This window comes from Pseudomonas sp. MWU12-2037 (assembly GCF_023242345.1).
GTDB classification, from domain to species: Bacteria; Pseudomonadota; Gammaproteobacteria; order Pseudomonadales; family Pseudomonadaceae; genus Aquipseudomonas; species Aquipseudomonas gingeri_D.
Genome location: NZ_JALLIZ010000004.1, coordinates 108,483 through 119,715, shown reverse-complemented (window position 1 = coordinate 119,715; position 11,233 = coordinate 108,483). Strand labels below are relative to the sequence as shown.

The following is an 11,233-nucleotide window of genomic DNA, read 5'->3' as shown; positions in this document are numbered from 1 at the left end:
CCGGTCCGTGGACTTTTCGAGGTATTTGCGCCGGGTGGGTAATGGAAGATTGGAATCTATATGAGAATTATTATAAATTACGCCTGCTTCAAACAGCCATTGTCATGAGGTCCCGAGCCGGACGCTGCCGATCATGCTCAAGGACAGTCCCGCCGGGTGTGCGGACAGGAGTCAGGTTGGAAAGCTACTACCGCGAGTTGGTGTGTTTCCTCAATGCCCGGCTGGGCAATCGCCAGGCGGCCGAAGACGTTGTGCACGATGCCTACCTGCGGGTGCTCGAGCGTTCGAGCGAGACCCCGATAGGGCAGCCGCGGGCGTTCCTCTATCGCACGGCGATGAATCTGCTGATCGATGAGCACCGGCGCAATACCGTACGCCAGAACGAATCCCTGGACGTGCTCGACAACGACGAGCGGTTTTTCAGCCCGTCGCCGCAAATCTCCCTGGACCATGGGCTACGCCTGGACATGTTGCAACGGGCCCTGGCGGAGCTGCCCGGGCCGTGCCGCGACAGCTTCACGCTGCGCAAGATCGAAGGCCTGTCCCACCCGGAGATCGCCGAGCGCCTGGGGATTTCCCGCAGCCTGGTGGAAAAACACATCGTCAATGCCATGAAGCACTGCCGCGTGCGCTTGCGTCAGTGGGAGGCGAGCTGAGCCCTGTGCGCTGCCATCATTCTGTTCATGTGAATGTGCTATGTCTGCGTCACCGCGTGCAGACACGAGAGCTTCCATGCAAGCCCTGAACAACATCAACCTCGATTCCCTGATCGACACCTTCGTCAGCCTCAGCGCCGCCTTTATCCTTGGCGGCCTGATCGGTTTTGAACGCCAGTACCGCCAGCGCACCGCCGGCCTGCGCACCAACGTCCTGGTGGCGGTGGGGGCGGCGATTTTCGTTGATATGGCCAACCGCCTGGGCGGCTCCGAAGGCGCGGTGCGGGTGGTTGCCTACGTGGTCTCCGGCATCGGTTTTCTCGGCGCCGGCGTGATCATGCGCGAGGAGGGCAATGTCCGTGGCCTGAACACCGCCGCGACCCTCTGGGCCTCGGCGGCGGTCGGTGCCTGCGCCGGTGCCGACCTGATCCTCGAAGCCCTGCTGGGGACCCTGTTCGTCCTTGCGGCGAACACCTTGCTGCGGCCGATCGTCAACTACATCAACCGCCAGCCCCTGGACGTGGTCTCGGCGGAGGTCACCTATCTCCTCTACCTGATTGTCCGACGGGCCCAGCAGAAGACCGTGCTGTCGTTGCTCGAAAAGGAACTGGAGCGCAGCAACTACCCGGCCAGCGATGTCGAGGTGCGACCCTTCGGCGACGAGGAAGTGGAAATCGAGGCGACCCTGGCAATCACCTCGGTGGACGGCGACGAACTCGATGCGCTGGTGGCGCGGCTGTCGACCTCAAGCATGGTGCAGCAGGCATTCTGGAGCCCGAGTACCACCGACTGACCTGCCCTTCGCGGGCACCGTCCAGTCGGTGCCCCCTATTGCCGGATCCGTGCAAGCTTCCTGGAAGTGACGGGGATCTTGGGATTTTCCCTACAGATGCTCCCGAGGCCTCTCGCTAAAGTGGCCGACCTTGTTCAGCCCTCACGCCCTGAACCTGACCGCCACAGGCCGGAATGGCCGCAGGCCCACTGTCCAGCCACAGCAGGAATTGAGAATTTTCCTATACTGTATTTCGCTATTTCCCTGTCTTTTTTCGATGCAAGCACGTTCCCGTCTCAAGCAGTGGCTGGCGTACTTCTTGAGGATTTGTAATGCGCACAGCCCTGATAGTTGACGATCACCCGTTCATTCGCATGGCCATCAAGGTCTTGTTGGAAAAGGAGGGGTTCAAGGTCGTCGCCGAGGCCGATAACGGCGTCGATGCGGTGCAGTTGGCGCGGGAGCTGGCGCCGGACCTGATTGTCATGGACCTCAATATCCCCCGGCTCGATGGCCTGGAAGCGATCAAGCGACTCACCGACCTGCACCTGCCGAGCAAGCTGGTGGTACTTACCGAACAGGCGCCGGAGTTCTACTCCGAGCGCTGCATGCGCGCCGGCGCCATGGGTTATATCTCCAAGACCGCCGAGTTGATCGAGCTGCGCCTGGCGATCCAGGCGGTGATGCTCAACAAGAGCTTCTTTCCGCGCCTGGAAGGGCATGTTCAAGGCCAGGGCGCCAGTGTGTCGGAACCGGTGCTGATCGACAGCCTGAGCAACCGCGAACTGAGCATCCTGCGCTACCTCGCCCGGGGGATGAAGAACAAGGACATCAGCGAACTGATGCTGCTCAGCGACAAGACGGTCAGTACCTACAAGACCCGCCTGATCGAAAAGCTCAACCTCAAGTCGGTAGTGGCGCTGGCGGAGTTTGCCAAACGCAACCAGTTGATCTGAGGTTTCCATTCCGGTCGGAATGCATTTCTGAAAACACCACCGACCTGTAGGAGCCTGGCTTGCCAGCGAAGAGGGCCTCAAGGACGCTGAAAGCTTCGCGGGCAAGCCCTGCTCCTACAGGTTTGCGGTGTTTTCAGGTGTTCGCAGTCAGCGGGGAAGGCCTCAATCCCACTTCGGCGCCAGACCCGCCGGGCTGGTCAGGCGATGGGCGCGTTCGAGGCCGGCGATCTTCGCCATTTCTTCGTCATTCAAACGCAGGTCTCGGGCCTTGAGGTTGCTCGCCAGGTTCTCGCGCTTGGTCGACGACGGAATCACCGCATAACCCAACTGCATGGCCCAGGCCAGGGTCACCTGTGCCGGAGTCGCCTGGTGCCGCTCGGCGATCTGGCGGATGACCGGGTCCTTCAGCACTTCCCCGTAGGCCAGGGTCATGTAGGAGGTGATCTGGATGCCCTGGTCCTGGGCCGCTGCCACCACCTTGCGGTTCTGCAGGTAGGGGTGCAGTTCGATCTGGTTGGTGGCGATCTGATCGGCACCGACGGCGGCAATCGCCTGCTGCATCAGCTCGACGGTGAAGTTGGACACCCCGATCTGCCGGGTCAGGCCCAGTTTCTTGGCCTCCAGCAACGCGCCCATGAATTCGGCGACCTGCACCTGGGCTTCTGGCGATGGCCAGTGGATCAGGGTCAGGTCCAGGTAGTCGGTCTGCAGTTTGCGCAGGCTTTCCTTGAGGCTGGGGATCAAGGCGTCCTTGCCGAGGTTGGCGATCCAGATCTTGCTGGTGATGAACAGTTCGTCACGGGGGATGCCGCTGGCGGCAATGGCCTGGCCGACCTCGGCTTCGTTTTCGTAGATCTGCGCAGTATCGATGACCCGGTAGCCCAGCTCGAGGCCGGTGCTGACCGAGTCGATGACAACCTGGCCTTGCAGGCGGAAGGTACCAAGGCCGAAGGCGGGAACGGACATGAGTGACTCCTGAAGTGACAGTGGGAATGAGCAGGAGTATCCCCACCCCGATCTTTGAGAAAAAGTAGGGGTTGGGAAAAGGACTCTTTACCCGTGCGCACGAATAGCCGGAGTGTCGGGTCACAGGAGGGAGGGGCTGCTTCTGTCGCATGCCTGGATAGTCAGGCCAGTGGTCGAGCCGCGGGATAAACCATCTGTCCAGTTCAGGCAGGTTTAGCCAGGGGTCCTTGAAAACCGTCGCCTACAGTTAAAGGGTTGTTCCCAAGGTCACACGGAGTCATGTAGCCATGACTAAAAAAATTGAATCGCAGGTGCCGGTTATCGATAGGGGGTACGAAGTCATCCAATTATCGGCAAGAGCCTTACCTCGCGGCATTGCACTGAGTCCAGATGGAGATTGGGCTTGTGTCTGTAATTTCGGCCTGGACAGCGTATCGCTGATCGATACCCGGCAACGGGTGGTGGTTGCCAATATCCCGGTAGGGGCGAACCCCTACCATGTTGCGTTTGATGCGGACAAAAACCGCTGCTATGTCACTTGTCTCAATGAATTTGCGATTTTTGTGATTGATACCGTGAATCACCAGGTGGTCAAGGAAATCGCCGTCGAGGTTCCACCCCGGCGAGTCACGGTCGATTCAATCAACCGACGGGTCTATGTCGTTTGCCCCTACAGCCAGCTCGGAAATGCACAAATCATCGTCCTGGACGCCGACGAAGAACGAATAATCGACACCATTGAGTTTGAATCGGGAAGCCTTGATAACGCCCTTACTGTTGACCCCGTCAAGCAGCGTGCTTATATACCGGTCAGCTACAGTCCGTATGATGCCGTTATCGGCGTTATCGATACACGAAGCCATAAAGTGATCCAGTTGAGCCCGTATATTCCCGGTTCGCCGAATTCCTCCGCGTTGAGTCCGGATGGCGCATTGCTCTATGTCCCCGCGGGTCGCATCGTGGAGACGTCAGTGGTGGATACGAACACCGGGAGCATCCGTTCCATCTTTGCCACGGGACAGTATATCCATCTGAGTCCCGAAGGCGATCGTGCTTATTATCTGAGATACACCACGGAGGGGATGGACCAGTGGAGTATGTTGCAAACGGTTGATACCCGTACTGGCACGATCCTTGGCGATATCATCATCGCTCCGGACGCTCCATTCGCCATGGCCCTTTCATCCGATGGCAGGTATGCCTATATCACCAGCTACGGTCGTCCACCTGACTACAGTGGCCCTGTCCGGGGATCCAGGGTGATGGTGGTTGATGTCACGGGTATCTAGCCAGGTGATTTCCGTACACGCGCCCAGGTGCCCAGTAGTCCCTGAGCGCGTAACGGCTTCTTCAGAGGGGGGCGACCCTCGGTTGTGGTCGCATCGCACCCTTGTCTGCCAGATCAGTCCTCGACGGCCTCAAGCAACGTCGCGATGCCCTGGCCGCCAGCGATGCATTGCGTGGCAATGGCGTAGCGCCCGCCGGTGCGTTGCAGCAGGGCGGCGGCCTTGCCGGTGATGCGCGCGCCGGTGGCTCCCAGGGGATGACCGATGGCCAGGGCGCCGCCGTCCAGGTTGATCCGGCCGCGATCCAGGTCGAGTTCCCGCAGGCAGGCCAGGGACTGGCTGGCAAAGGCTTCGTTGATTTCCACCAGGTCGATATCGCCGATCCGCAAACCGGCCCGTTGCAGCACCTTGCGGGTCGCATGGACCGGACCCATGCCCATGATCTCCGGGGCGCAGCCGGCCACCGCGACCGCCTTGATCCGCGCCAGGATCGACAAACCGCGCTCGCGGGCGAAGGTTTCGCTGCACACCAGCACGGCGGCGCTGCCATCGGTCAAGGGTGAGGCCGTGCCGGCGGTGACCGTGCCGTCGAACGCCGGTTTCAACCCTCCCAAACCCTCCAGGCTGGTGCCGGGACGAATGCAGCCATCTTCCTTGACCCAGCCGTTCGCGGTCTGGATGGCGATGATTTCGTCCTCCAGGCGGCCCAGTTCGCGAGCCCGGGCGGCCTTGGCGTGGGACTCGACGGCCAGGCTTTCCTGCTCGGCCCGACCGATGTCGTAGCGCCGCGCGACTTCTTCGGCGGTGTAGCCCATGGGCATATACACCTCGGGGTGATCGCGCATCAGCGTCGGGTTCGGCGAGATATTGAAACCGCCCATGGGCACGCGGGTCATGGATTCCACCCCGGCGCAGAGGAAGGCATCGCCGGCCCCCAGCAGGATCTGCCCGGCGGCATAGTGCACGGCACTCATGGACGAGCCGCAGAAACGGTTGATCGTCGCGCCGCCGAGGCTGTCGGGGAAACCGGCGCGGAAGCTGGCGATACGGGCGATATTCATGCCTTGCTCGGCTTCCGGGTAGGCACAGCCCATGACCAGGTCCTCGAGTTCGGCGGGGTCGAGGTCGAGTTTATCCACCAGGCCGCGCAGCACCTGGGCGGCGAGGTCGTCCGGGCGGATATCGATCAGCGCGCCTTTTTTCGCGAAATGAAAGGGGGAACGGGCGTAACCGGCGATCACGATGGAGGTCATGGCGAAACTCCTGGGTAGGGCGCAAGGGGCGTGGCGGTTGCTCAGCCGCGCGGTTGGAGAATCATGCAGGTGGTCGATCCGGTGGCATAAAGCCGGCCGTCGACGTCATAGATCCGCCCTTCGGCCAGGGCGGTGGAGCGCCCGAGGTGGACGATCTTGCCCTCGGCGCGGATCGGCCCGCTGCTGTCGGTCAAGGCCCGCACGTAGCTGATGCGCAGGTCCAGGGTGGTATAGCCCTGGCCCTTTTGCAGGCGGGTGTGGATGGCGCAACCCATGCACGAGTCGAGCAGGGTCGCCGCGTAGCCGCCATGGACGCTGCCCAGTGGGTTGTAATGGCGGGAGTCCGGGGTGCCCTGGAACACGAAGTGGCCCTCGGCCCATTCGATGGGGATAAAGTCCAGCAAGCTGCCGATCGGCGGCGAGGGCAGTTCGCCGTTGCCGATGCCGTTGAAGAACTCGGCCGGCGTCAGCTGGCTGACTTCGGCCAGGGTCAGGCTGCCGGGGCCTTGCAGGCGCTCGCGCATGGCCTGTTCCTCGGCGATCCATTGGGCGAGCGTGACGTCGCGGTTCGGGGTCTGCATGGACGGCTCCTTTCTTGATATAAAAAATTATGTTCGTAATATTTCGCTTCATATTATGTCTGAAATATAAATTAATCCAGCATCCTGGGCTCTGTGGGTGGTCGTTCCAGTAGTGGAACGATGAAGCTGATTTTTACCGTCTAGCGCCAAAAATCAGTTGAATCTAAGCTGTGCCCCATATTGATGGAGGTACCCATGAAAAAGATTCTTGGTCTCTACACCAGCCCCAGGGGCCATTGGGTCGGCGATGGCTTTCCGGTGCGCACGCTGTTTTCCTATGACAACCTGGGCCAGCACATCAGCCCGTTCCTGATGCTGGACCACGCTGGACCTGCTGATTTCACTCCCACCACCCAGCGCCGTGGCGTCGGCCAGCATCCCCATCGCGGCTTTGAAACCGTGACCATCGTCTATGACGGTGAAGTGGAGCACCGCGATTCCACCGGTGCCGGTGGCGTGATCGGCCCGGGCGACGTGCAATGGATGACCGCCGCCGCGGGGATCATCCACGAGGAGTTCCATTCCGAAGCCTTCGCCAAACGCGGTGGCCGCCTGGAAATGGTCCAGTTGTGGGTCAACCTGCCGGCCCGGGACAAGTCGGCACCGGCCGGTTACCAGGGCATTCTCGACAACGATATTCCCAGGATTCCCCTCAAGGACCAGGCCGGCAGCCTGCGCCTGATCGCCGGTGAGTTCGACGGCCGGCAGGGGCCAGCGCGGACCTTCACACCGATGGATGTCTGGGATATCCGTCTGGCCGGCGGGAAAACCCTGGCGCTGGACCTGCATGAAGGCCGCAGCACGGTGCTGGTGGTCCTGCGCGGTGGTGTGCGGGTCAATGGCGAGCAACTGGCGCAACCGGGGCAGTTGGTCGTCTTCGAGCGGGTCGGTCGCGACGTGTCGCTGCACGCCGACGGCGATGCCGTGGTGCTGCTGCTCAGCGGCGAGCCGATTGACGAACCGATTGTCGGCCACGGCCCCTTCGTGATGAACAGCGAAGCCGAGATCCACCAGGCCTTTGCCGACTTCCAGGCCGGGCGCTTCGGGCAGATGCACGACTGACGCCGTCAGGCGGTCCTCGTTCCCCGAGGGCCGCCCACCACTTCGAATATAAAGCTATAACTCCATGAAGCCGTTCTGTGCGATCTTCGCGCCGCCGACGGTTTCTTTTCATGGAGTGGCTCGATGCTTGACCTGTTGTCTGAACATCCCCTGTCCTGCGCTTTTCTGCTGATCGTGATCGATCTGGTGTTGTGGCACCTGATGGGCAGCAAGAGCGATACCTGGAAACTGGCGGTGCGCCTGACGGTGTTCTCGCTGTTCAGCCTGCTGCTGTTCAACGAAGGCATGAACCCCTTGCAGACCCCGCCCTGGCCGGATGACATCCCCCGGCACCTGGCGGCCACCGGCTTGCAGATCGGCTGGTGGCTGTTCGGTGCACGGACCCTGACGGTGCTGCTCGGCACGGTGATGATGCAGCGGGTCGGGCATGCCGGACGGCTGGTGCAGGATGTGCTCGGGGCGATCATCTTCCTGATTGCGATTGTCGCGGCGGCGGCCTATGTGCTCGACCTGCCGGTCAAGGGCGTGCTGGCGACGTCCGGGGCCCTGGCGATCATTGTCGGCCTGGCCTTGCAGAGCACCCTCAGCGATGTGTTCTCCGGGATCGTGCTGAATGCCACCAAGCCTTATCAGGTCGATGACTGGGTGGCCATCGACGGTACCGAAGGCCGGGTCGTCGATATCGACTGGCGCGCCACGCGCCTGCAGACCTCCCAGGGCAGCATGGCGGTGGTGCCCAACTCCCTCGCGGCCAAGGCCAAGATCGTCAACTTCAGCCGGCCCAGCGATATGCATGGCCTGTCCATCAGCGTCCAGGTCAGCCCGCATTCCCGGCCCCAGGTGGTGATCGATGCCCTGGAGCGGGCCATGCTCGGCTGTCGCGCCTTGCTGCCGACCCCGGCGCCTTGCGTGACGCTGAAAAGCTCCAGTGCCGAGGGCGCTGAATACGAAATCAACGGTTTTGTGGTGTCCATGGGCGAGAAGCGCGAAGTGCGCAATCAGCTCTACGACCTGGCGTTCCGCCATTTGCGCGCTTCGGGGGTGAGCCTGCTGTCGAGCGGGGAGACTGCCGCGCCGGTGAATTTATCGCGTGCGCGAAGGTTGTTGGAAAGCTCTTCGATTTTCTCCACCTTGCGTTCGGAGGAGAAGGATACGTTCAGCGAGAACATGCAGGCGCAGATGTTCCGTGCCGGCAGCGAGATCATGGCCCGCGGCGAGGTCAGCGATCACTTGTTCATCATCGAGTCCGGTGTGGTCTCGGTGACGCTGTTGCGCGGCGGCGTGCCGATGGAGGCAGGGCGCATGGGGCCGGGCGAGGTGATCGGCGAGGCCGGGGTGCTGGCCGACATGGCGGTGGTGGCGGACTTCACCGCCAAGACCGACTGCGTGCTGTATCGCATTGAAAACGAGTACCTCAAGCCGTGCCTGGAAGCCCGGCACGATATCGGCGAGGCCATGAAAAGCCTGCTCGACCGGCGCTTGAGCGCGGTGCAGAACTTTACCCGCGAGGTGCCCAAGCCGGTGGAGAAGCGCGGGTTTATGCAGTGGTTGCGCAGTCGGACTTGAGGGGGGATCAGTCGCGAAGAGGTCCTTGAGATCGCCAAAAGCCTATGGTTTAGAACGAGAACCCCAGCGCCCCCACTGCCAGCAACACCGCCGCCATCACCCCGACCAGCGCGAACAGTTGCTGCAATCGGGGCCCGGCCAGATGCCCGGCAACCTGGCGCCCCAGCACCAACCCGAGCACCGCCCCCACCGCAAACGGCCCACCGACTGACCAGTGCATGGCCCCGGACAATGTGGCCGTGACCACGCTACCCAACGACACCAGAGCAATCACCGCCAGGGACGTGGCAACGATGCTCTTGCCGTCCAGGTTGGTGTAACGCGTCAACGCCGGGATGATGACAAAACCGCCACCGACCCCGAGCAGCCCCGACAACAATCCCGAGAGCATGCCGGTCACGGTCAGCGCGCGGGCGCAGGGCAGGGTCCAGCGCAACCGGCCTTGCAACGGATTCAGCACACAGGGCTGAAAGCCCGGTCGCGGCGCCGGACGGCCGTGTTGCAACTCCTTGCGGGCCTTGAGGAAGATCCGGCCGCAGGCATAGACCATCACCGCGGCAAACCCCAGGGCCAGCGGCTCGTTGGGCAGATGATGGGCCAGCCATAACCCCAGGGGCGTCAGCAGCACGCCGACCCCGGCGATATAGGCCGCTGCCCGATAGCGGACAATCCCCTGGCGCAAGCCGAGCAAGGCCCCGACACCCGCCGCCAGACCCACCGCGAGCAAGCCGATGGGCGCTGCTTCGACCATCGACAAACCCAGCCCGAACACCAGCAGCGGTACCGCGAGAATGCCGCCGCCGGCCCCGGTCAGGGCCAGGATCGCGCCGATCAGCGTACCCAGTCCCGCCCCCAGAAAAAGATGTTCGTTCATGGTTGGGTTTTGGCCGCCGTCAATGTCGGCCGCGCCAGCCATTCACGGCCCTTGAGCATGCCGCGCCAGTACAGTGGCGGCAGGATCCGCTCCTTCAGCCACCAGGCCAGCCGCGTCGGCCTGCGCCCGTCCAGCAACCAGGGGGCGAAGGTCGGCGCCAGCTTGCCGCCGTAGGTGAATTCGGCGAGAACGATCTTGCCGCGCTCCACCGTCAGCGGGCACGAGCCATAACCGTCGTAGCTGGCCTGCCGGGGCAGGCGGCCGAGGGCCACCAGCACGTTGTTAGCCACCACCGGCGCCTGCTTGCGCGCGGCGGCGGCGGTCTTGGCATTGCTGGTGTTGGTCACGTCGCCCAGGCCGTGGATATTGGAAAACTGACGGTGTTGCAGGGTGGCCGGATCGACATCGACCCAGCCGGCCGCGTCGGCCAAAGGGCTTGAACGGATAAAGTCCGGGGCCACCTGCGGCGGCACCACATGCAGCATATCGAACGAGCGGACCAGGGTTTCCCGGGTGCCATCGGCCAGGGTGCGGGCGAAGGTCGCCTGTTTCGCCGGGCCATTGACCGCCACCAGGCTGTGGCCGAATTGCAGGTCGATCGCGTACTTGTCGATGTATTCCATCAGCGCGGGGACATAGTCGGCCACGCCGAACAGCACGGCGCCGGCGTTGAAGAAGCGCGCGTTGATCTGCTCCAGGCGTCCGCTCCCGAGCCAGTGATCGCAGGACAGATACAGGGCCTTCTGCGGCGCACCGGCACATTTGATCGGCATTGGCGGCTGGCTGAACAGGGCCTCGCCCTCCTTGAGCTCCTGCACCAGTTTCCAGGTGTAGGGCGCGAGGTCGTAGCGATAGTTGGAAGTCACGCCATTGCGCCCGAGAGTCTCTTCGAGCCCGTCGATGGCCGTCCAGTCGAGTTTCAGGCCGGGGCAGACGATCAACTGTTCGTAACCGACCCGGCTCTGGTCGGTGAGCACCACTTCGTGGCCGTGGGGGCCGAAGGCGCTGACCGCCGCCTTGATCCAGCGCACGCCACGGGGAATCAGTGACGCCATGGGCCGGGCGGTCGACTCGGGACGAAACACCCCGGCGCCGACCAGGGTCCAGCCGGGTTGGTAATAATGGGTGTCGGCCGGGTCGATGATCGCGATATCCAGGTCCGGCGCCCGGGCCAGCAGGCTGGCGGCCACGGCGATACCGGCCGCGCCGGCGCCGACGATCAGGATCTGGTGATGGGAAACGGCAGTCGAAGACATGGTGT

11 protein-coding genes are annotated in these 11,233 nt (G+C 62.7%); 6 read left to right on the top strand and 5 right to left on the bottom strand.

The features are described 5' to 3' along the window. The first annotated feature begins 176 nt into the window (after window positions 1–176). The 3 genes from M5B42_RS08755 (at window position 177) to M5B42_RS08745 (ending at window position 2,384) form a co-directional block, all read left to right on the top strand. Window positions 177–656, top strand: a complete 480-nt coding sequence (locus tag M5B42_RS08755; protein ID WP_218171371.1) for a sigma-70 family RNA polymerase sigma factor — start codon at window positions 177–179, stop codon at window positions 654–656. Between the two features lie 76 nt (window positions 657–732). Then, window positions 733–1,449: an MgtC/SapB family protein gene (locus M5B42_RS08750; protein WP_103498092.1), complete on the top strand. Its 717-nt coding sequence runs from the start codon at window positions 733–735 to the stop codon at window positions 1,447–1,449. Window positions 1,450–1,760: 311 nt separating this feature from the next. Then, window positions 1,761–2,384, top strand: a complete 624-nt coding sequence (locus M5B42_RS08745) for a response regulator transcription factor (RefSeq protein WP_103498093.1) — start codon at window positions 1,761–1,763, stop codon at window positions 2,382–2,384. A 162-nt stretch (window positions 2,385–2,546) separates the two neighbouring features. Here M5B42_RS08745 and dkgB read toward each other — a convergent pair whose 3' ends face one another. After that, window positions 2,547–3,350, bottom strand: a complete 804-nt coding sequence (dkgB, locus tag M5B42_RS08740) for a 2,5-didehydrogluconate reductase DkgB (RefSeq protein ID WP_248745569.1) — start codon at window positions 3,348–3,350, stop codon at window positions 2,547–2,549. Window positions 3,351–3,637: 287 nt separating this feature from the next. On the opposite strand from dkgB, the gene M5B42_RS08735 reads away from it, so the two are divergent. After that, on the top strand, window positions 3,638–4,639 hold the full coding sequence (locus M5B42_RS08735) for a YncE family protein (protein ID WP_248745568.1): 1,002 nt from the start codon (window positions 3,638–3,640) through the stop codon (window positions 4,637–4,639). A gap of 113 nt (window positions 4,640–4,752) precedes the next feature. Here M5B42_RS08735 and M5B42_RS08730 read toward each other — a convergent pair whose 3' ends face one another. Together M5B42_RS08730 and M5B42_RS08725 are read right to left on the bottom strand one after the other, a co-directional pair. Beyond that, window positions 4,753–5,889: a thiolase family protein gene (locus M5B42_RS08730; protein WP_248745567.1), complete on the bottom strand. Its 1,137-nt coding sequence runs from the start codon at window positions 5,887–5,889 to the stop codon at window positions 4,753–4,755. Window positions 5,890–5,930: 41 nt separating this feature from the next. Then, window positions 5,931–6,470 carry a PaaI family thioesterase gene (locus M5B42_RS08725; protein ID WP_103498096.1) on the bottom strand — a complete coding sequence of 180 codons (540 nt, stop codon included), beginning with the start codon at window positions 6,468–6,470 and terminating at the stop codon, window positions 5,931–5,933. 195 nt (window positions 6,471–6,665) lie between these two features. Between M5B42_RS08725 and M5B42_RS08720 the strand changes: the two genes are divergently transcribed. Both M5B42_RS08720 and M5B42_RS08715 read left to right on the top strand, forming a co-directional pair. Beyond that, window positions 6,666–7,532 (top strand): pirin family protein, encoded by an 867-nt coding sequence (locus M5B42_RS08720; RefSeq protein ID WP_248745566.1) that lies wholly within the window; start codon window positions 6,666–6,668, stop codon window positions 7,530–7,532. A 123-nt stretch (window positions 7,533–7,655) separates the two neighbouring features. After that, window positions 7,656–9,098, top strand: coding sequence for a mechanosensitive ion channel domain-containing protein (locus M5B42_RS08715; protein ID WP_248745565.1), 1,443 nt, complete (start codon window positions 7,656–7,658; stop codon window positions 9,096–9,098). Window positions 9,099–9,147: 49 nt separating this feature from the next. Here the strand turns inward: M5B42_RS08715 and M5B42_RS08710 are convergent, their stop codons facing one another. Together M5B42_RS08710 and M5B42_RS08705 are read right to left on the bottom strand one after the other, a co-directional pair. Continuing rightward, window positions 9,148–9,972, bottom strand: a complete 825-nt coding sequence (locus M5B42_RS08710; protein ID WP_177102857.1) for a sulfite exporter TauE/SafE family protein — start codon at window positions 9,970–9,972, stop codon at window positions 9,148–9,150. After that, window positions 9,969–11,228, bottom strand: a complete 1,260-nt coding sequence (locus tag M5B42_RS08705) for an FAD/NAD(P)-binding oxidoreductase (protein ID WP_177102858.1) — start codon at window positions 11,226–11,228, stop codon at window positions 9,969–9,971. The genes M5B42_RS08710 and M5B42_RS08705 overlap by 4 nt, the downstream gene beginning before the upstream one ends. Window positions 11,229–11,233: the final 5 nt, after the last annotated feature.